Genomic DNA, 20,710 nt, shown 5'->3' on the forward strand with positions numbered 1-20,710 from the left:
CGCACCAGCCTAGGGCGCGGCCCGGGCCCGCTCAGCCGACGCTCTGGCCGCCGTCCGAGCGGATGCGCTGGCCGTTGATCCAGCCGCCCTCGGCCGAGACGAGGAAGCACACGAGCGCCGCCGCGTCGCGGGGCTCGGCGAGGCGGCCGCGCGGCGTGGTCTCCCGCAGGGTCTCGCGGATCTCGTCGGTGAACCAGCCCGTGTCCGTGGGCCCGGGGTCCACGAGGTTCGCGGTGATGCGCACGTCCTCCAGCTCGCGCGCGGCGGCGATGACGACGCGGTCGAGCGCGGCCTTGCTCGCGCCGTAGGGAACGTTGCCGACGACGTGGTCGCTCGTGAGCGCGACGATGCGGCCGGCGCCGGGCACCGCGCGGTACCGGCGCGCGAACCCCTGGATGAGCTGGAGCGACGCCCGCACGTTGACGGCGAGGTGCCGCTCGAGGCTCTCGACGCTGGTGTCGAGGAGCGCGCTGTCGACCGACTCGGCGTGCGAGAGGACGAGCGCCGTGATCGGGCCGAGCCCCGCCTCGACCGCGTCGAGGATCCGCTCGGCCGCGGCCGTGTCCACGAGGTCGGCCTCGACGCCGTGCGCCCGGCCGCCCGCGCGCTCGACGGACTCGGCGACGCGCGCAGGGTCCTCGGGTTGCCGGCCCCAGGGCATCCGGGCGTCGTAGTCGGACCAGTAGGTGAAGGCGACGTCCCAGCCGTCGAGGGCCAGGCCCTCCGCGACGGCGGCGCCGATGCCGGAGACGCGGCCGACGCCCGTGACGAGCGCGACGGGCCGGGGCCGGTCGGGATGCGCGGGATCCGTCACGAGCCGATCTCCTGGTACGCCGCGAACAGCAGCGCCTCCTCGGGCCCGTTGAGCACGCTCGCCCGGCCGACGCCGTCGAGCACGATGAACCGCATCATGTCGCCGCGCGCCTTCTTGTCGCGCTTCATGCTCGCGACGAGCGTGGGCCAGCGGCCGACCGGGTAGCTGGTGGGGAGGTCGAGCGAGTCGAGGATCCGCCGGTGCCGGTCCACCGCCTCGTCGGACAGCGAGCGCGTGAGGCGCGAGAGCTCGGCCGCGAAGACCATGCCGACCGCGACGGCCGCGCCGTGCCGCCAGCGGTAGCGCTCGGCGTGCTCGATGGCGTGGCCGAGCGTGTGGCCGTAGTTGAGGATCTCGCGGCGGCCCTTCTCGGTGAAGTCCTCCCCCACGACCTCGGCCTTCATCGCGATCGACAGCTCGACGACGCGGCGGAACTCCGGGCTCGTGGGGTCCGTGACGCGCGCAACGTCCCGCTCGATGATGTCGAGGATCTCGGGCACGGCGATGAACCCGGCCTTCACGATCTCCGCGAAGCCCGTGACGATCTCGTTGCGCGGCAGGGTCGCCAGCAGGTCGAGGTCGACGATCACGGCTGTCGGCGCGTAGAAGGCGCCCACGAGGTTCTTGCCCTCGGACGTGTTGATGCCCGTCTTGCCGCCGACGGCCGCGTCGACCATGGCGAGCACGGTCGTGGGGATCTGGATGAGCATCACGCCGCGCAGCCACGTGGCCGCGACGAACCCGCCGAGGTCGGTCGTGGCGCCGCCGCCGAGCGTGATGACGGCGTCCGAGCGCGTGAAGTCGGTGGTGCCCATGATCTTCCAGCAGAACGCCGCGACCTCGACGCGCTTGGCGCCCTCCGCGTCGGGCACCTCCGCGAGGTACACCTCCACGTCGCCCTGCAGGCGCTCGCGCAGCCGGGACGCCTCCTCGGCGAGGGCGGGCGCGTGCACGATGAGCACCTTGCGGACGCGCGGGCCGAGCAGCGCGCCAACGCCCTGGACGAGGCCGCGGCCCACGGTGACGTCGTAGCCGGGGGTGCCGGAGACGCGGATCACGGTGGGCGCGTCGGGCTCGACGGCGTCGCTCCCGGCGGCGGGGCTCGCGGTGGGGGTCGCGGTGGGGGTCGGTTCGGTCATGGCTGCCTCTCCCGGGCGAAGCGCTCGATCTCGCGCGCGATGCGCGGGAGCGGGCGGTCGGAGGTGTCGATGGTCAGGTCGGCGAGCGAGCGGTAGAGCTCCTCGCGGTCGGCGACGATGCGCCGCCAGCTGTCGAGGCCGTCGACGAGCGGGCGGTCGTGGCCGCGGATCCGCGAGCGCACGGCGTGCTCGCTCACGGTGAGGAGCACGACCCGGCAGGCCTCCAGATCGGCGCGCGTCGCGGGATCGAGGACGGCTCCCCCGCCGAGCGAGACGACGCCGTCGTCCGCGAGCGCGGCAGCGACCTGGGCGCGCTCGAGCTCGCGGAATCGCGGCTCGCCGTGCTCGCGGAAGATGTCGGCGATGGATCCGTGCGCCTGGACGATCGCCCGGTCCGTGTCGGTGAACGGCAGCCCCAGGGCCTTCGCCACGCGGCGGCCGACCGTGGTCTTGCCCGCGCCGGGCGGGCCGATCAGGACGACCGGCACGCTCAGGCCTCGGGTGCCGCCGGCGGCGCGGCGTCCGCCTCGTCCACGAGGTCGGCGCCGGTGCGGCGGCCCTCGGGGATCGCGTCGAGGTAGCCGCGGAGGTTGCGCAGTGTCTCGCCCACGGAGTCGCCGCCGAACTTCTCCAGCACGGCGTCGGCGAGCGTGAGCGCGACCATGGCCTCGGCGACGACGCCCGCGGCCGGGACCGCGCACACGTCGGAGCGCTGGTGGTTCGCGGGGGCCGCGCCGCCCGTGGCGGTGTCGATGGTGCGGAGGGCGCGCGGCACGGTCGCGATGGGCTTCATGCCGGCGCGGACGCGGAGGACCGTGCCCGTCGACATGCCGCCCTCGGTGCCGCCGGCGCGGTCCGTGGACCGGCCGATGCCGGCCGCCGTGGAGAAGAGCTCGTCGTGCGCCTCGGATCCGCGGCGCGTGGTGGTGAGGAAGCCGTCCCCGACCTCCACGCCCTTGATCGCCTGGATGCCCATGAGCGCGGCCGCGAGCTTGGAGTCGAGGCGGCGGTCCCAGTGCACGTGCGAGCCGAGGCCGGGCGGCAGGTCGTAGGCGAGGACCTCGACGACGCCGCCGACCGTGTCGCCGCCGGACTTCGTGTCGTCGACCTCCGCGACCATGCGGGCGCTGGTCTCGGGGTGGAAGCAGCGCAGCGGATCCGCGTCGAGCGCGTCCACGTCGGCGGGCGTCGGCAGAGGGGCGCCCTCAGGGACGCGGACGGGGCCGATGGCGAGCGTGTGGCTGACGAGCGTGATGCCGAGCTCGGCGAGGAACGCGCGCGCGACGGCGCCGAGCGCGACGCGGGCCGCGGTCTCGCGGGCGCTCGCGCGCTCGAGGACGGGACGCGCCTCGTCGAAGTCGTACTTCTGCATGCCCACGAGGTCGGCGTGACCGGGGCGGGGACGCGTGAGGGCCGCGGCGCGCGCGCCTTGCAGCTTCTCCGGATCCACCGGCTCGGGGCTCATGATGTCGACCCACTTGGGCCACTCCGTGTTGCCGATGCGCACCGCGATGGGGCTGCCGAGCGTGCGCCCGTGGACCACGCCGGTGGACAGGCTCAGCTCGTCCTGCTCGAACGCCATGCGCGCGCCGCGGCCGTAGCCGAGCTTGCGACGGGCGAGGTCGGCGCGGATGCCGTCGAGGCTGACGGGCACGCCCGCGGGCAGGCCCTCCAGGACGGCGATGAGTTCGGGGCCGTGGGATTCCCCGGCGGTGAGCCAACGCAGCATGGCCCCATCCTCCCACAGCGGCAGGGACCGACCCGCGGGCCAGGCGCCGATCCAGGGCCTCCCACAGCGGCAGGGACCGACCCGCGGATCAGGCGCCGATCCAGGGCCTCCCACAGCGGCAGGGACCGGCCCGCGGATCAGGCGCCGGTCCAGGGCCTCCGCGGATCGCGGCCGACGCTCGCGAGCATCGCCGCCAGCACGCGCTCCGCGTCAGGCAGCGGCCGTTCCGCGTCGCCCGCGACGAACAGCCGCACCTGGCCGAGCGCCTGGTGCACGAGCATGTCGATCCCCGGCACGACCCGGCCGCCCGCGCGCTCCCACGCCGACGCGATCCCGGTGGGCCACGGCGCGTACGTCACGTCGAGGAGCACGGTCGCCTCGGGCAGGGCGGTCGGCAGCGGCACGGCCGCGGCGGCGTCGCCCGGCAGGGTGCTGACCACGGTGTCGGCCTCGCGGAGCGCGCCCGCCGCGTCGTCGAGGTGGGCGGTGCGGAGCGCGACGCCCAGCTCCGCGGCCAGCGGCGCGAGCTCCCGCCCCTGCTCCGGCCGACGGGCCGCGACGACGACCTCGTGCGCCCCCATGCGGGCCAGCGCGACGACAGCCGAGTGCGCCGTGGATCCGGCGCCGAGCACGACGGCCCGCTGCGAGCGTTCGACTCCGGCCGCCCCGAGCGCGCGCACGATGCCCGCGACGTCCGTGTTCGCGCCCCGCCGGACGACGGCCCCCGCCGCGTCGCGCTCGAGCAGCAGCGTGTTGGCCGCGCCCGCGAGCCGGGCAGTCTCGTCGATCACGTCGAGGAGCGGCAGCACGTCGCGCTTGAGCGGCATGGTGAGCGAGAGGCCTCGCCAATCGGACCCGAGCCCCGCGATGACACCGCCGAGGTCCGCCCCCGTGCACTCCACAGCCTCGTAGGTCCAGTCGAGCCCCAGCACCGCGTATGCCGCTGCGTGCAGCCGCGGCGACAGCGAGTGCGCGATGGGGCTGCCGAGGACCGCCAGCCGCACGGCCGGCGTCCGCGGGTCAGCCATTGCCCGGGTTGTCCTTCATGAACTGCTGCCACTGCGCGACGGCCTTCTGGTGCTCCTCGTACGTCTGGGAGAAGACGGTGTCGCCCGTGATGGTGTTCACGGTGACGAAGTACAGCCACGGGCCGTCGGCTGGGGCGATCGCCGCCTTGATCGCGAGGTCGCCCGGGTTCGAGATGGGGCCGATCGGCAGGCCCGGGTGCACGTAGGTGTTCCACGGGTTGTCGTCGGCGCGCTCGGCGTCGGTGGTCGTCACGCGGCCGACCGAGTTCGCGCCGTAGGCGACCGTCGCGTCCGACTGCAGCGGCATGCCGATCGCGATGCGGTTCTGGAAGACGCGCGACACCTTGTAGAAGTCCCCCTCGAAGCGGGCCTCCTTCTGGATCAGCGCGGCGAGCGTGAGGACGCGGTGCCGGTCGGCGGGCGCGACGCCGGCCTGGTCGAGCGCCTGGAAGGTGCGGCTCACCATCGCCTTCACCATGTCCGTCGCGGAGGTGCCCGGCGGGAAGTCGTAGGTGGCCGGGAAGAGGTAGCCCTCGATGTTCGGCGCCTCGGCCGGGATGCCGAGCGCGGCGCGATCCGACGCGGCGGCCTCGAGGTCGGCGACGGGCGTGCCCGTGCCCTCCGCGATGAGCTCGAACGCCTGCGCGGCGGTCTGGCCCTCGGGGATGGTGACCTTGGCCTGGATCTGGCTGGCGGGATCCTGGAGCATCGCGAGCGCGGACGCCGCGCTCATCTGCTTCCGCAGCGTGTACGTGCCCGGCTGGAAGACGACCTCGCCGCCCGACGCGACGACGGCCTGGTAGAACGCCTTCGACGTCTTCACCACGTCCTGGGAGGCGAGCGTGTCGCCGATGGTGCTGCCGGTGTCACCCGTCTTGACGACCACCTGGACCTCGCCGGATCCGTCGCCGTCGTAGTCGGTCGGCTCGGCGGGCGTGAGCAGGGCGGAGACGACCGGGCCGAACAGCGACGTCGCGATGACGGCCGCACCGCCGAACAGCACGACGAGCAGCAGCACGACGTACGGCCACTTCGGGTGGCGGCGCTTGGGCTTCGGGGCGACGGGGGCGGCCGCGCGCGGCGGTGCGCCACGAGGGGCGGCCGGCGTCTCGCGCGTCGCCGTGGTGGCGGGCACGGCGACGCGCTCCCGCTCCTCGGTCGCGGGTCGCGGAGCGTCGGCGGACGGCCGGGGCGCGGCATCCCGTCCGACGGGACGCGCCTCGGGCGCCGGGCGTCGCGGCCCGTCATCCGTCGCGGAAGCGGGGGCGGAAGCGGGAGCGGGAGCGGGAGCCGCTGCCTGCGCCTCGGCCGCCTCGCGCAGGGCACGGAGCTCGCGGCGCGTCATGGGCGCGCCGGTGCCGATGCCCGGTCCGTCGCCACGCGGCGCAGGAGCGGGAGACGATGGACGTCCGGGTGCCGCCGCCTGCTCGCCGAACAGGCTCTCGAAGGGGTCGCCACCTCCGCCCGCGGCCGCCGTGGCGCGTCGGGTGGGATCGTTCTCAGGCGTGTCGGTCAGGATCGACTCGGTTCCTCGGGACGAGAGCACCGGGTGGGGAGCCGGCGGCGCGCTCGGTCTCGAGCGCATGTTGAAGGATTATAACGGCCGCCACCTGGTCGATCACCGGCTTCTGCTTACGGGAGCCTCTGCCCGAGGCGCGCAGGGCGCCCTGGGCGGAGACCGTCGAGAGGCGCTCGTCGACCAGCCGCACGGGGATGTCCGTGGCATCCGCGAGCCGCCGGGCGAACCCCTCCGCGTCATCCGTGGATGCGGTCGCCCGGCCCGAGAGCGCGAGCGGCAGTCCCACGATGAGCTCGGTGCAGTCGATCTCGGCGGCGACCTCGAGGATCCGCCGCACGTCCGCGGAGCCGCCGGCATCGCGCGGCACGGTCTCGACGGGCGTCGCGATCAGGCCGTGCGGATCCGAGCGGGCGAGCCCGACGCGGGCCTTCCCCACGTCGACCGCGAGCCGGGATCCGATCCGCATCAGGAGTCGAGCGCCTGGCGCACCGCGGTCAGCGCGTCGCCGATGGCCGAGACGTCGGATCCTCCGCCCTGCGCGAGGTCGTCCTTGCCGCCTCCGCCGCCGCCGAGCACCGCCGCCGCCGCCCGGGCGAGCTGCCCGGCCTTGGCGCCCGCGTCGCGCGCGGCCTGGTTGGTGGCCACGATGACGGTCGGCTTGCCGCCCGCGTCGCCGGCGAGGGCGACCACGACGGGCTCCGATCCCGCGCGCTCGCGCACGAGGGTCACGAGCTGGCGCACCTCGTCGGCGGAGCGGACGCTGCCGAGCGACTCCTGAATCAGCGTCACGGCGCCGACGCGCGCGCCCTCCTGCAGGAGCGCGGGCACGCGCTGCTGCAGCGCCTGCGCCTCGAAGTCGGCGATGCGCCGCTCCGCGGTCTTGAGGTTCTGCATGAGGTCGGCGATGCGGTCGGGCAGCTGCTCGCGCGGCGTCTTGAGGCTCGAGGTGAGCTGCGACACGATGGCGCGCTCCACCGCCAGGTCCTGGAACGCCTCGCGGCCGACGAGCGACTCGATGCGGCGGTTGGTGGATCCGACGGACGACTCCCCCACCACGTTGATGAGCCCGATCTGCGCGCTGGACGACACGTGCGTGCCGGCGCACAGCTCGCGCGACCACGGGCCGCCGATGTCGACCACGCGCACGGTGTCGCCGTACTTCTCGCCGAACAGCGCCATGGCGCCGAGCTGCTTGGCCTCGTCGATGGGCATCACGCGCGTCACGACCTGCAGGTCGTCGCGCACGGCGCCGTTCGCGATGTCCTCGATCTCGCTGCGCGTCTCGGGGCTCAGCGCCTGGTTCCACGCGAAGTCGAGGCGCATGTAGCCGGCCCGGTTGTAGGACCCGGACTGGTGCGCGTCCTGGCCGAGCACCTGACGGAGCGCTGCGTGGACGAGGTGCGTGCCCGAGTGCGCCTGGGTCGCGCCGCGGCGCCAGTCGGCGTCGACGACGGTCGTGGCCGCGTCGCCGACGCCCACCTCGCCCGAGCGCACCTGCACGCGGTGGCTGATGAGGCCCTTCACGGGCTTCTGCACGTCGAGCACCTCGAGGTCGAAGCCCTGGCCCACGATGCTGCCGGCGTCGGCCTCCTGGCCGCCGGACTCGGCGTAGAGGCTCGTCTCGGGGAGGATGACCTCCGCGATGTCGCCGACGACCGCGTGGTCGACGCTGTGGCCGCCGACGATGAGCCCGAGGATCGTCGTGCCGGTCTCGAGCTCGTCGTAGCCCGTGAAGCGGGTCTCGCCCGCGGCCCGGAACTCGCTGTAGACGGTGAGGTCGGCGAGGGCCGTCTTCTTGCTCTTGGCGTCGGCCTTGGCCCGCGTGCGCTGCTCCAGCATCAGCCGGTCGAACGCCTCCCGGTCGACCGTGAGGCCGTTCTCCTCGGCCATCTCGAGCGTGAGGTCGATGGGGAAGCCGAAGGTGTCGTGCAGGAGGAACGCGGTGTCGCCCGCGATCCGCTCGCCGCCCTTCGCCTTCGTGTCGCCGACGGCCACGTCGAGGATCGTCGTGCCCCCGGCGAGCGTGCGGAGGAAGGTCTCCTCCTCCGCGTATGCCAGGCGGGTGATGCGGTCGAAGTCGTCGGAGACCTCGGGGTAGGCGGCCTTCATCGCGTCGCGCGACGCGGGGAACAGCTCGCCGAAGGTCGCGGTGTCCACGCCCATCAGGCGCATCGCGCGCACCGTGCGCCGCATGAGGCGGCGGAGGATGTAGCCGCGTCCCTCGTTCGACGGCCGCACGCCGTCCGACATCAGCATGAGCGAGGAGCGAACGTGGTCGGCGACGATCCGCATGCGCACGTCGTCCTCGTGGTCGGCGCCGTAGCGACGGCCGGACAGCTCGGCCGCGCGGTCGAGCACGGGGCGCACCTGGTCGATCTCGTACATGTTCTCGACGCCCTGCTTGAGGAACGCGACGCGCTCGAGGCCCATGCCGGTGTCGATGTTCCTCTTGGGCAGGTCGCCGAGGATCTCGAAGTCGCTCTTGCCCGTGCCCTCCCCGCGCAGGTACTGCATGAAGACGAGGTTCCAGATCTCCACGTAGCGGTCGTCGTCGGTGGCCGGGCCCCCGTCGGCGCCGTACGCGGGTCCGCGGTCGAAGAAGATCTCCGAGCAGGGTCCGGCCGGTCCGGGCTGGCCGGTGTGCCAGTAGTTGGTGTCGCGTCCGAGGCCCTGGATCCGCTCGTCCGGCAGGCCCGCGATGCGCTTCCACGCCTGCCTGGCCTCGTCGTCCTCGTGGTAGACGGTGACCCAGAGGTCGTCGGGCGAGAACCCGAGGCCGCCGTCGGCCTCGCTCGTCGTGAGCAGCTCCCACGCGTACGCGATGGCCTGCTCCTTGAAGTAGTCGCCGAAGGAGAAGTTGCCGTTCATCTGGAAGAAGGTGCCGTGGCGCGGCGTGCGGCCGACCTCCTCGATGTCGAGCGTGCGGATGCACTTCTGGACGCTCGTCGCGCGCGGGAAGGGCGCGGGCACGACGCCCGTGAGGTACGGCACGAACGGCACCATGCCGGCCACCGTGAACAGCAGGGTCGGGTCGTCGCTCACGAGCGACGCGGACGGCACGACGGTGTGCCCCCGGTCGCCGAAGTACGTCAGCCAGGCGTTGCGGATGTCTGCGGTCTGCATGCGGTCTACTGCTTTCCCAGCTCGGTGATGGTGTCCTCGGCCTCGCCCACGGCGGAGCGCAGCTCGGCCTCGCGGCGGCGGTAGCCGTGCTCGACGGACTCGCCGAACCGGCGGGCCCGGGCGTCGACGTCCTGGAACAGGCGGTGCCCGGCGGGGGTGCGGTCGACCACGTGGGCGACCGCGAAGCCGATGACGACCCCCACGACGATGAGGACGAGGTTCTTCATGCTGCTCCCCTTCCGGGAGGTGACGCGACGGGCTGGCGGCCTTCGGGGCCGAGGGCGATCCTACCGGCCGGGCCCCGCGCCGCCCGGGCCGGGTCGGGTCGTCGCGGCCGCAGGGCCGCCCGGATACGACGCGAGGCGGGCCGCCCGGATGGGCGACCCGCCTCGCGGACGGTGGTGCGGTGGGGCTAGCGGGCCGCGTAGTACTCGACGACCAGCTGGACCTCGCAGGTCACGGGGACCTCGGCGCGCTTCGGCAGGCGCACGAGGCGGGCCTGGAGCTTGTCGAGCTCGACCTCGAGGTACGAGGGGAGCTTCGGCAGCACGTCGGCGTGACCGCCGGCGGCGGCGACCTGGAAGGGCTCGGTGCCCTCGGAGCGCGGCTTGACGTGGATCATCTGGCCGGCCTTCACGCGGAAGGAGGGACGGTCGACGATCTTGCCGTCGACCATGATGTGGCGGTGCACGACGAGCTGGCGGGCCTGCGCCGTGGTGCGCGCGAGGCCGGAGCGGACGACGAGCGCGTCGAGGCGCTGCTCGAGGATCTCGACGAGGTTCTCACCGGTCAGGCCCTGCGTGCGACGCGCCTCCTGGAAGGCGATCTTGAGCTGGGCCTCGCGGATGCCGTACTGGGCGCGCAGACGCTGCTTCTCGCGGAGGCGGACGGCGTAGTCGCTGTCCTGCTTGCGCTTGGACCGGCCGTGCTCGCCCGGCGCGTAGGGGCGCTTCTCGAGGTACTTGGCCGCCTTCGGCGTGAGCGGGATGCCCAGCGCGCGGGAGAGGCGGGTCTTGCTGCGGGTGCGTGACTTGGTGGACACGTTTTCCTTCCAGGGAGAAAGTCTCTGACTACGGATGATGCAGGGCGTCCGCGCACACGCATGGGCGCGCGACGATCGATCCCGCTGATGCGGGTCCTGCGGAAGTAGAGGGATTCGCCACGGGTCGTCCGGCTACAGGACGTGTCCCTTGGATCTGGATGTCGACGCAGCCGCACGCGACACCCCATCTAGGCGTCAGCAAGCGTAGCACGCGATCGGTGCGATCCCGGGGATGGGCCGCGGCGGGATCAGCCCCCGCGGACGATGCGGCGCAGCTTCTCGAGCCGGGCCGAGAGGTCGCGCTCGTACCCGTGCTGCGTGGGCGAGTAGTAGGTGCGGCCGACGAGCTCGTCCGGGAGGTACTGCTGCGTCACGACGCCGATGTCCGCGTCATGGGGATAGCGGTAGCCCTTGCCGTGGCCGAGTCGCTTCGCGCCCGGGTAGTGCGCGTCGCGGAGGTGGAGGGGCACGCGGCCGAAGGCGCCCGCGCGCACGTCCGCGATGGCCTGGTCGATGCCGAGGTAGGAGGCGTTCGACTTGGGCGCGGTCGCGAGGTGCACGACCGCCTGCGCCAGCGGGATCCGCCCCTCCGGCATGCCGATGAGCTGCACCGCGTCGGCGGCCGCGACCGCGACCACGAGCGCCTGCGGGTCGGCGAGCCCGATGTCCTCCGAGGCGGAGACGATGATCCGCCGGGCGATGAAGCGCGGGTCCTCCCCCGCCTCGATCATCCGCGCCAGGTAGTGCAGCGCGGCGTCGACGTCGGACCCGCGGATCGACTTGATGAAGGCGCTGATGACGTCGTAGTGCTCGTCGCCGTTGCGGTCGTAGCGGAGCAGGGCCCGGTCGACCGCGAGCGCCACCTGCTCCGTGGAGATCGTCACGGGCGCGGGATCCTCGGCGGGCCCGTGGTCGACGCCGTCTGGGTCGTCGTCCTCGTCGTCGTCCTCCTGCCCGTCGGCCGCCGCGCGCGCCTTGCCCGACGCGTCCGCCTGCGCCGAGACGGCTGCCGCCTCGAGCGCCGTCAGCGCGCGCCGGGCGTCGCCGGACGCGAGCCGGATGATCATGGCCCGCGCGTCGTCGTCGAGCGCGAACCGTCCGCCGAGGCCCCGGTCGTCGGCGACGGCGCGGTCCACGAGCACGCCGAGGTCGTCGTCGTCGAGCTGCTCCAGCGTCAGCAGGAGGCTCCGGGAGAGGAGCGGCGAGATGACGGAGAAGGACGGGTTCTCGGTGGTGGCCGCGATGAGGATCACCCACCCGTTCTCCACGCCCGGCAGCAGCGCGTCCTGCTGGGCCTTGGTGAAGCGGTGGATCTCGTCGAGGAAGAGCACGGTCGAGACGCCGAAGAGGTCGCGGTCGCTGAGCGCCTTCTCCATCACCTGCCGCACGTCGCGGACGCCGGCGGTCACGGCCGAGAGCTCGACGAAGCGGCGGCTGGATCCGTGCGCGATGGCCTGCGCGAGCGTCGTCTTGCCCGTACCGGGCGGGCCCCACAGGATGATCGAGACCGAGCCCTGCTCCCCGGCCACGTCCGACGCCAGGCTCACGAGGGGCGAGCCCGGGGCCAGGAGGTGACGCTGGCCGGTGACCTCGTCGAGGCTGCGGGGACGCATCCGGACGGCCAGGGGCGTCGCCCCCGAACGGAGGCCCGGTCGCGTGTCGGTCATGGTCTCGATGGTAGGCGCGACCGGCTATGGTTCCCGTACCGCCGCCTCGGGCGGGACCGACCGGAGGACGCCGTGGCCCCCAGGAACGACCGCGCAGCCCGCGAGGCGCAGGCCCGGCTCCGCCGCTACGCGGCCCGCCAGGAGCTCCACGCCCGCGCCGTCCGACGCCGCCGTCGCGACGACCTGGCCGCGGTCGTCGCCGTGGTCCTCGTCGCCGCGCTCGCGATCGGCGCGCAGCTCGCGTACGAGGCGGGCCCCGGCGCTCCGGCGCCCGTCCCGACCTCCTCCACCCCCGCGTCCCCCGACGCCCCCGCGCGCACGACGCCGGACGTCACGCCGCCCGCTGACACCACCCCCGCGCCCGAGGCGACCCCGACGCCCTGAGCCGCCGATCCGGCCGACGGGTCCTCACGAGCGTCTGCGAGCCGAGGCCGATCGGCGCCGAGCCCGCGCAGGCCCGCCCCGCCCTGGGGCATGATCGACAGGTCGGCCAGCGCCCGCCCCGGGAGGATCCCCCGCGGAGGGCGTGCTCTAGGCTGACGTGCACGTCTCCGCACCGGTCCGGCCGGTCCTACGAACAAGGTGAAATCCGTGGCTGACAACGATCAGACCCCCTGGGGCCGCGTCGACGAGACGGGCACCGTCTTCCTGCGCGAGGGCGACGGCGAACGCGCCGTCGGCCAGTACCCCGACGGGACCCCCGAGGAGGCGCTGGCCTACTTCCAGCGCAAGTTCACGGACCTCGCCGGGCAGGTCACGCTGCTGGAGCAGCGCGCCAAGCGCGGTGCCCCCGCCACCGACGTCTCCAAGGCGGTCGCGCACCTCATCGAGGCCGTGGACGGCGCGAACGCCGTCGGCGACCTCGCCGCGCTCCGCACGCGTCTCGACGTCCTCGCCGCCACCGTCGGCGAGCTCACCGAGAAGCAGGGCGAGGAGCAGCGCCAGGTGGTGCAGGGCGCCATCGCCGAGCGCACCGCCATCGTGGAGGAGACCGAGCGCCTCGCGAGCCAGGACTTCTCGAAGGTCCAGTGGAAGCAGCTGACGGCCGAGGTCGACGCGCTGTTCGGCCGGTGGCAGCAGCACCAGCAGACGGGGCCCCGGCTCCCGAAGAACGACGCCAACGAGCTCTGGAAGCGCTTCCGCACCGCTCGCTCCACCATCGACACCGAGCGCAAGGCCTTCTTCGCCGAGCTCGACAACGCCCACAAGGACGCCCGCTCGAAGAAGCAGGCCATCGTCGAGCAGGCACGCGCCCTCGAGCCGCAGGGCGTCGGCGGCATCCCCGCCTACCGTCGCCTCCTCGACGAGTGGAAGCTCGCCGGACGCGCGGGCAAGCGCTACGACGACGCCCTGTGGGCGCAGTTCAAGGCGGCGGGCGACGTGCTCTACGGCGCCAAGGCCGAGGTCGACGCGGCGGACGACGAGGAGCAGCAGGCCAACCTCCAGGCCAAGCTCGCACTCCTCGACGAGGCCGAGCCCATCCTCCAGATCACGGAGCGCACGGCCGCACGTGACAAGCTCACCGCCGTCCAGCTGCGCTGGGACGCGATCGGTCGCGTGCCGCGGGACAGCGTCAAGACCGTCGAGGATCGCCTGCGCAAGGTGGAGACGCACGTGCGCACCCTGGACGAGGAGTTCTGGCGCAAGAACAACCCGGAGACGAAGGCGCGCTCCGAGGGGCTCGCCTCGCAGCTCGGCGCCGCCATCGACAAGCTGCAGCGCGAGCTCGACGCGGCCAAGGCCGACGGCGACGCGCGACGCATCAAGGACGCCGAGGAGGCCCTCGCCGCCCGCCGAGTGTGGCTGGACGCTCTCGGCTCCTAGCCCGCCCCCTCCGCAGCGCGGCGACGGCCCGGGATCCTCCACAGGATCCCGGGCCGTCGCCCGTCGCCCCGTGCCCGATGGCATGGTGCGCCCATGTCACCCCGACTCGCCCCCGTCCTGTCCGTCCTCGACCTCCCGCTCGCCGAGCTCTGCTCCGCCCGCCTCGACGGCGAGGTGTACGAGGTCGACGCCTGCTACTCCCCCGTCGACGAGCTGGCCTCGCCCTGGCTCCGCGCCGCGGCGCTCGCCGCGCAGGTCCCCTCGCGGCTGATCGCCGAGCGGTCGACGGCGGCCTGGGTGCACGGCGCCGTCCGCACCCCGCCGCGCACGCACGAGTACTGCGTCGACAGCGTCGCGCGCTGCCATCCGCCGGCGCTCCGCAACGTGCGCATCCGCGAGGTCGTGCTCGACGAGCGTGACACCGTCGTGCTGGCCGGCCTCCGCGTGACCACGCCCCTGCGGACGCTGTGCGACATCGCGCGCACGGTCGCCGACTTCTCCCCGACCCACGAGGCCGCGTGCCTCGGGCTGCTCGCGCTGCCCGGGGTGACGGACGCGGCAGCCCGGGAGCACCTGGCCGCGTCGGGCGCCCTCCCCGACAAGCGCCGTGCGCTGGCCCGTCTCGATGCGCTGGGCAGCCACGCGGCAGCCGCCTCTGCCCACGCGGGGAGCGGGCAGGAGACAGACCCCGTCAGCCGCCGTTGACCCGGTACACGTCGTACACGGCATCGATGCGGCGCACCGCGTTGAGAACGCGGTCGAGGTGCGTGACGTCGCCCATCTCGAACACGAAGCGGCTGATCGCGAGCCGGTTGGACGACGTCGAGACGGACGCGGAGAGGATGTTGACGTGGTGCTCCGACAGCACGCGCGTCACGTCGCTGAGGAGGCCCGAGCGATCCAGCGCCTCGACCTGGATGTGCACCAGGAACAGGCTCTTGGACGACGGCGCCCACTCCACCTCGATCATGCGATCGGGCTCCGCGCGGAGGGAGTCGACGTTGTGGCAGTTGGCCTGGTGCACGGAGACCCCCGCACCGCGCGTCACGAACCCGATGATCTCGTCCCCGGGCACGGGCGTGCAGCACTTGGCGAGCTTCACGAGGATGTCCGGCGCCCCGCGCACGAGGACCCCGGAGTCGCTGTTGCGCGATACCCGCGAACGCTGCGTGACCGCGAAGACCTCCTCGGCCTCGCCACCGCTGTCGCCCTGGATCGATGACAGCACCTTCTCGATCACCGACTGGGTCGAGACGTGACCCTCGCCGACGGCGGCGTAGAGCGCCGCGACGTCGTCGTACTTCATGCTCTGCGCCACGTCCGAGAACGCATCCTGGTTCATGAGCTTCTGCAGCGGGAGGTTCTGCTTGCGCATGGCGCGGGCGATGGCGTCCTTGCCCTGCTCGATCGCCTCCTCGCGGCGCTCCTTGGTGAACCACTGCTTGATCTTGTTGCGCGCCCGAGCGCTCTTCACGAACGCGAGCCAGTCCTTGCTCGGTCCGCTGTCGGGGTTCTTGGACGTGAACACCTCCACCACGTCGCCCGTGGTGAGCGGGTTCTCGAGCGGCACGAGCCGCCCGTTCACCTTGGCGCCCATCGTGCGGTGGCCGACGTCCGTGTGCACGGCGTAGGCGAAGTCCACGGGCGTCCCGCCGGCGGGCAGGCCGATGACCTTGCCGTGCGGGGTGAAGACGTAGACCTCCTTCGCGCCGATCTCGAAGCGCAGCGAGTCGAGGAACTCCCCGGGATCCGCGGTCTCCGACTGCCAGTCGGAGATGTGCGCGAGCCAGGCGAGGTCGGTGTCCCCCTGCGGCGAGACCTCGGGGGTGCGCCCGCCGTTCATGCGCTCCTTGTACTTCCAGTGCGCCGCGACGCCGAACTCTGCGCGCTGGTGCATCTCGTGCGTGCGGATCTGGATCTCGACCGGGCGGCCCTTGGGCCCGATCACCGTCGTGTGCAGCGACTGGTAGAGGTTGAACTTGGGCGTGGCGATGTAGTCCTTGAAGCGCCCGGGCACAGGGGTCCAGCGGGCGTGGATCGCGCCGAGCACGGCGTAGCAGTCGCGCAGCGAGTCGACCAGGACGCGGATCCCGACGAGGTCGTAGATCTCGTCGAACTCGCGGCCGCGCACGACCATCTTCTGGTAGATCGAGTAGTACTGCTTCGGCCGGCCGGCCACCTTCCCGCGGATCTTGGCGGCGCGGAGGTCGTCGTTGACGCTGTCGATCACCTGCTGCACGAACTCCTCGCGCTGCGGGGTGCGCTGCTTGACGAGGTTCTCGATCTCGACGTAGATCTTCGGGTAGAGCACCGCGAACGAGAGGTCCTCGAGCTCCCACTTGATGGTCGAGATGCCGAGGCGATGCGCGAGCGGCGCGTAGATCTCGAGGGTCTCCTTGGCCTTCCGCTCGGCGGACGCGGATTCGACGAACCCCCACGTGCGCGCGTTGTGCAGGCGGTCGGCCAACTTGACCACGAGGACCCGGATGTCCTTCGACATCGCGACGACCATCTTGCGCACCGTCTCCGCCTGGGCGCTGTCGCCGTACTTCAGCTTGTCGAGCTTGGTCACGCCGTCGACGAGCATGGCGATCTCATCGCCGAAGTCGTGGCGGAGCATGTCGAGCGTGTACTCGGTGTCCTCGACCGTGTCGTGGAGGAGGGCGGCCGCGAGCGTCTTGGGTCCGATGCCGAGGTCCGCGAGGATCTGCGCGACCGCGACCGGGTGGGTGATGTACGGCTCGCCGCTCTTGCGCTTCTGGCCCTCGTGCGCCCGCTCGGCGACGGCGTAGGCCCGCTCGATCAGGCTCATGTCGGCCTTGGGGTGGTGCAGGCGCGCGGTGCGGATGAGCTGCTCCACGGCACCGGCCGGCTGCGCCCGGGAGAAGAGGCGGGGCACCAGGCGCCGGAGGGAAGCCGTGCTCGAGGTCGTCTCCGTCATCGTTCAGCCTCCCAGGCGTGTGCTGGAGACCAAATTATCACCGCGCCCGAGAGCTCCCGACCACAGGCGGGCTGCCGGCGACGCACCCTGGGCATGCCCGAGCGCGTCACCTGAGGACGCGCGGGGCGGCCGTCAGGCTCGGGCGATGCGGGCGTCCCCGATCAGGCGACGCGGCCGGGCTGCCCGTCGTCGGTGACGACGTCGCCGCCCATCTCGGACCACGCGTGCATGCCGCCCGTGATGTTGGAGGCCGCGAACCCGCCGCGCAGCAGAGCCTGCGTGGCGATGGCCGACCGGTGGCCGGAGCGGCAGACGACCGCGATGTGCTGGTCGGTCGGGATCTCGCCGACGCGCGCCTCGAGCTCGCCCATCGGGATGTGGTGGGCGACGGCGGAGTGGCCGGCCTCCCACTCATCGGGCTCGCGCACGTCGAGGAGCCAGGACTCACCCGTGGTGGTGCGGGCCTTGGCGGTGGCGGCGTCGAGGTCCTCGGGGACGCCAGCGCCCTGCGCGCTCGTCACGACTCCACCGTCACGGCGGCGCGCTCGGCCTGGGCGCGGCTCGCGGCCGATGCCGCGAGGGCGTCGCCGCGCTTCACCTTCGGCTCGCCCTCACGGAGGTGCGCGTAGAGCGGAGCCGCGATGAAGATCGTCGAGTAGGTGCCGACGATGATGCCGATGAACAGCGACAGCGCGATGTCGCGCAGGGTGCCGGCGCCGAGCACGACGGCGCCGATGAAGAGGATCGACCCGACCGGGAGGATGGCGACGATCGACGTGTTGATGGACCGCACCAGGGTCTGGTTGACCGCGAGGTTCACGGACTGCGCGAACGTCCGCCGCGACTCCTGCCCGTCCTCCGCCGTGTTCTCCCGGATCTTGTCGAACACCACGACGGTGTCGTAGAGGGAGTACCCGAGGATCGTGAGGAAGCCGATGACGGCAGCGGGCGTGACCTCGAAGCCCGTGATGCCGTAGATGCCGGCGGTGAGGACGAGGTCGTGCAGGAGGGCGATGATCGCCGCGACGGACATCTTCCAGGTGCGGAAGTAGACCGACATGACGACCGCGGCCAGCGCGAGGAAGACCACGAGGCCCCAGAGCGCCTGGCGGGTGATGTCCTGTCCCCAGGACGGCCCGATGAAGGACTCGGTGACGCTGGACGTCTCGACGCCGTACGCCGTCGCGAGCGCCTGCCGCACGGCGGAGCTGTCCGCGGGCTGCAGCTGGTCGGTCTGGACGCGGACCCCGTCGGACCCGACCGACGACACGCGAGCCGGCACCGGGGTCACGGTGGCGACGGCGTCGCTGGCGATGTCCTGCGACTGCGACTGCACCCCGCTCACCGTGTACTCGGATCCGCCCGTGAACTCGATGCCGAACGTGAAGCCGCCGCGCACGAGCGGCCCCAGGACGGAGATGAGGATGCAGATCGCCGCGATGGAGTACCAGAGACGGCGGCGACCGACGATGTCGAACGAGCGCTTGCCCGTGTAGAGGTCGTTGCCGAACTCGGAGAAGCCAGCCATCAGTCGTCCCTGCTCGTGTCGTCGGCCCGCGGCGCGTCGATCGTCGCGGTCTTCGTGGATCCGGTCGCCTGGCCCTGGGCGGCCTTGCGCTCGGCGATGGTCTGCCGGCGCGCCGCCTCCTTGGCCGCTGCGGCACCGCGTCCGGTGGTGGCGGTGGGGGTGCGGAACGTGGCGCGGCCCCGGTACACCGCGCCGAGCGCCCGCGGGTCGAGCCCGCTCATGCGGTGGCCCTCGGCGAAGAAGCGCCGGTTCGCGAGCAGCTGCAGGATCGGGTGCGTGAAGAGCGAGACGACGATGAGGTCGATGATCGTCGTGAGCCCCAGCGTGAGCGCGAAGCCCTTGACGTTGCCCACGGCGAGGATGAACAACACCGCCGCCGCGAGGAAGTTGACCGTGTCGGACGCGATGATCGTGCGCAGCGCGCGCTTCCATCCCTGCTCGACCGACGAGACGAGTCCGCGGCCGTCGCGCAGCTCGTCCTTGATGCGCTCGAAGTAGACGATGAACGAGTCCGCTGTGATTCCGATGGCCACGATGAGCCCTGCCACCCCGGCGAGCGACAGCCGATACCCCTCCCGCCAGCTGAGCAGCGTGATCAGGAGGTAGGTGATCACCGCGGCGATCACCAGCGACGCGATGGTGACCATGCCGAGGGCCCGGTACTGCACGAGCGAGTACAGCACCACGAGCACGAGGCCGATGAGCCCCGCGATCAGACCGCTGGTGAGCTGCGAGGATCCGAGCGTCGCCGAGATGACATCCGAGCTCTGCAGCGTGAAGCTGAGCGGCAGGGCGCCGAACTTGAGCTGGTCGGCCAGCGCCTTGGCGCTCTCCTGCGTGAAGTTGCCCGTGATGGAGGGCTTGCCGTTGGTCACGACGCCCTGCGTGACCGGGGCGGAGATGACCTCGTTGTCGAGCACGAACGCGAACTGGTTGCGCGGCGACTCGAGCGTGATCAGGCGGGTCGACATGTCGCCGAACTGCTTCGTGCCGTCGCCGTCGAAGACCAGGTTGACCGACCACGTGCCGGTGCTGACGCCCTGGCTCGACTGCTGGAGGCCGCTCGTGGCGTCGGAGATGGTGCTGCCGTCGACCTCGACCGGGCCGAGGACGTACTTCGCGGCGCCGTCGTCGGAGCAGGCGATGATCGCGCGGTCGGCGGGTGCCGCCTGCCCGTCGTCCTCGGGGGCCGTCGCGCAGTCGTAGGCGGCGAACTCCGCCTGGAGGCGCGGCGTGACCCAGGAGACGTCGCTCGGGCCGGTGGGCTCGGCGGTCGGCTCGTCGGAGAGGGTGGAGGGATCCGGGGTGGCCGCGGCGGCGGGCGCCTCGGCCGCGGGGGTGGAGCCGTCGGTCGGCGTCGTGCCGTCCGCAGGCGCCGAGCCGTCGGTGGGCGCGGGCGTCGGCGTCGGCGCGACCGACGCCGTGCCGGCCGCGCCGATGAGCACGGGGCGCAGCTCGAGCTTGGCCGAGGACTGCAGGCGCTGCATGGTCGCCGCGTCGGGCTCACCGGGAAGGCTGACGACGATGTTGCTGCCGCCCTGCGTGGTGATCTCCGCCTCGGAGACGCCGCTCGCGTCGACGCGCTGGCGGATGATCGAGACCGCCTGGGCGAGCTGCTCGCTCGTGGGCCCGGAGGAGGCCCCGTCCAGCTGCGGCGCGAGGATGATCTGCGTGCCGCCCTCGAGGTCGAGCGCGAGCTTCGGGCTCCATGACCCGTTGCTGAACGCGACGCTCGCGGCGTTGCCGCCGGCCAGGAGGCCGATGATGACCAGCAGCCAGATGAGCTTGCGCCTGGCCTTGCGTACCGGTGTGGGCGACTTGGCCACCTGGACACTCGACTTTCTTCGCGGTGGGCCGGCGGGATCCGCGCGGCGCTCCGGATGGAGGGGTGAGCGGGTCCGGGCGAGGAGCCGCCCGGAGGGGCGGGCGACCGGTGGCCGCCCGCCGGAGGATCAGGAGCGCGCGGTGGGGGCGTCGCCGTCGTCGAGGCGGCGCGTCGCGTCCGTCGTGCCGGTCTCGTCGACCGAGTCCGCGGCGGGAGCGTCGTCCACGAGGACGGAGGCGTCGTCGGCGACGGTCGGCTCGACCACGCGGGCGATGGTCTGGCGGTGCAGCTTCAGCACCGTGCCGGGCGAGACCTCGAGGTAGGCGAGGTTGTTCTCCTCGTCGAAGGAGACGAGCGTGCCGTAGATGCCGGACGCGGTCATGACCTCGGCACCGGGGACCATCTGCGTCTGCAGCGCCGCGAGGTCCTTCTGGCGCTTCCGGCTGTTGCGGAACATGAAGAAGATGAGCAGCGCCAGGACGGCGAACATGATCAAGGTGAACGGGTCCATGCGGGACGGGCCTTTCAGAT

General features: G+C 72.7%; 19 protein-coding genes. 3 read left to right on the forward strand and 16 right to left on the reverse strand.

Translation table 11 applies throughout. The features are described 5' to 3' along the window. Positions 1-31 precede the first annotated feature (31 nt). From KYT88_RS09325 to KYT88_RS09375, 11 genes are all read right to left on the reverse strand, one after another. Positions 32-814: an SDR family oxidoreductase gene (locus KYT88_RS09325; protein ID WP_043586582.1), complete on the reverse strand. Its 783-nt coding sequence runs from the start codon at positions 812-814 to the stop codon at positions 32-34. Next, complete coding sequence (gene aroB / locus KYT88_RS09330) at positions 811-1,953, reverse strand: 3-dehydroquinate synthase (protein WP_182480756.1); 1,143 nt, start codon at positions 1,951-1,953, stop codon at positions 811-813. Before aroB ends, KYT88_RS09325 begins: the two co-directional genes overlap by 4 nt. Then, positions 1,950-2,441, reverse strand: a complete 492-nt coding sequence (locus KYT88_RS09335; RefSeq protein WP_043586581.1) for a shikimate kinase — start codon at positions 2,439-2,441, stop codon at positions 1,950-1,952. The genes aroB and KYT88_RS09335 overlap by 4 nt, the downstream gene beginning before the upstream one ends. 2 nt (positions 2,442-2,443) lie before the next feature. Continuing rightward, positions 2,444-3,682, reverse strand: a complete 1,239-nt coding sequence (aroC, locus tag KYT88_RS09340) for a chorismate synthase (RefSeq protein WP_043586577.1) — start codon at positions 3,680-3,682, stop codon at positions 2,444-2,446. Positions 3,683-3,819: 137 nt separating this feature from the next. Then, positions 3,820-4,710 (reverse strand): shikimate dehydrogenase, encoded by an 891-nt coding sequence (locus tag KYT88_RS09345; protein WP_043586573.1) that lies wholly within the window; start codon positions 4,708-4,710, stop codon positions 3,820-3,822. Beyond that, positions 4,703-6,055, reverse strand: a complete 1,353-nt coding sequence (mltG, locus tag KYT88_RS09350) for an endolytic transglycosylase MltG (RefSeq protein WP_237583625.1) — start codon at positions 6,053-6,055, stop codon at positions 4,703-4,705. Before mltG ends, KYT88_RS09345 begins: the two co-directional genes overlap by 8 nt. A gap of 154 nt (positions 6,056-6,209) precedes the next feature. Next, on the reverse strand, positions 6,210-6,695 hold the full coding sequence (ruvX, locus tag KYT88_RS09355) for a Holliday junction resolvase RuvX (protein WP_043586572.1): 486 nt from the start codon (positions 6,693-6,695) through the stop codon (positions 6,210-6,212). Further along, positions 6,695-9,352 (reverse strand): alanine--tRNA ligase, encoded by a 2,658-nt coding sequence (gene alaS / locus KYT88_RS09360; RefSeq protein WP_043586571.1) that lies wholly within the window; start codon positions 9,350-9,352, stop codon positions 6,695-6,697. The genes ruvX and alaS overlap by 1 nt, the downstream gene beginning before the upstream one ends. 5 nt (positions 9,353-9,357) lie before the next feature. After that, complete coding sequence (locus KYT88_RS09365; RefSeq protein ID WP_012038491.1) at positions 9,358-9,579, reverse strand: hypothetical protein; 222 nt, start codon at positions 9,577-9,579, stop codon at positions 9,358-9,360. Positions 9,580-9,764: 185 nt separating this feature from the next. Next, positions 9,765-10,394: a 30S ribosomal protein S4 gene (rpsD, locus tag KYT88_RS09370; RefSeq protein ID WP_012038492.1), complete on the reverse strand. Its 630-nt coding sequence runs from the start codon at positions 10,392-10,394 to the stop codon at positions 9,765-9,767. Between the two features lie 248 nt (positions 10,395-10,642). Then, positions 10,643-12,061, reverse strand: a complete 1,419-nt coding sequence (locus tag KYT88_RS09375) for a replication-associated recombination protein A (RefSeq protein ID WP_081840961.1) — start codon at positions 12,059-12,061, stop codon at positions 10,643-10,645. A gap of 72 nt (positions 12,062-12,133) precedes the next feature. On the opposite strand from KYT88_RS09375, the gene KYT88_RS09380 reads away from it, so the two are divergent. The 3 genes from KYT88_RS09380 to KYT88_RS09390 all read left to right on the forward strand — a co-directional run bounded on the left by KYT88_RS09380 (position 12,134) and on the right by KYT88_RS09390 (position 14,590). Then, on the forward strand, positions 12,134-12,445 hold the full coding sequence (locus KYT88_RS09380) for a hypothetical protein (RefSeq protein WP_043586568.1): 312 nt from the start codon (positions 12,134-12,136) through the stop codon (positions 12,443-12,445). Between the two features lie 207 nt (positions 12,446-12,652). Next, a complete protein-coding gene (locus KYT88_RS09385; RefSeq protein WP_043586566.1) occupies positions 12,653-13,885 on the forward strand; it encodes a DUF349 domain-containing protein in 1,233 nt (410 codons plus the stop codon). Positions 13,886-13,978: 93 nt separating this feature from the next. Further along, a complete protein-coding gene (locus KYT88_RS09390; protein ID WP_043586563.1) occupies positions 13,979-14,590 on the forward strand; it encodes a type IV toxin-antitoxin system AbiEi family antitoxin in 612 nt (203 codons plus the stop codon). Here KYT88_RS09390 and KYT88_RS09395 read toward each other — a convergent pair. The 5 genes from KYT88_RS09395 to yajC all read right to left on the reverse strand — a co-directional run bounded on the left by KYT88_RS09395 (position 14,577) and on the right by yajC (position 20,690). Next, entirely contained in the window at positions 14,577-16,826 is a 2,250-nt protein-coding gene (locus tag KYT88_RS09395; RefSeq protein ID WP_012038496.1) for a RelA/SpoT family protein, read from the reverse strand. The two genes, KYT88_RS09390 and KYT88_RS09395, sit on opposite strands and share 14 nt — an antisense overlap. A gap of 161 nt (positions 16,827-16,987) precedes the next feature. Then, complete coding sequence (locus KYT88_RS09400) at positions 16,988-17,347, reverse strand: rhodanese-like domain-containing protein (protein WP_043586561.1); 360 nt, start codon at positions 17,345-17,347, stop codon at positions 16,988-16,990. Continuing rightward, positions 17,344-18,354, reverse strand: coding sequence for a protein translocase subunit SecF (gene secF / locus KYT88_RS09405; RefSeq protein ID WP_043586559.1), 1,011 nt, complete (start codon positions 18,352-18,354; stop codon positions 17,344-17,346). Before secF ends, KYT88_RS09400 begins: the two co-directional genes overlap by 4 nt. Then, positions 18,354-20,180: a protein translocase subunit SecD gene (secD, locus tag KYT88_RS09410; protein ID WP_043586554.1), complete on the reverse strand. Its 1,827-nt coding sequence runs from the start codon at positions 20,178-20,180 to the stop codon at positions 18,354-18,356. Before secD ends, secF begins: the two co-directional genes overlap by 1 nt. 126 nt (positions 20,181-20,306) lie before the next feature. Further along, a complete protein-coding gene (gene yajC / locus KYT88_RS09415; RefSeq protein WP_237583626.1) occupies positions 20,307-20,690 on the reverse strand; it encodes a preprotein translocase subunit YajC in 384 nt (127 codons plus the stop codon). Positions 20,691-20,710: the final 20 nt, after the last annotated feature.

Origin of the sequence: Clavibacter sp. A6099, assembly GCF_021919125.1 — a bacterium.
Lineage (GTDB): Bacteria > Actinomycetota > Actinomycetes > Actinomycetales > Microbacteriaceae > Clavibacter > Clavibacter seminis.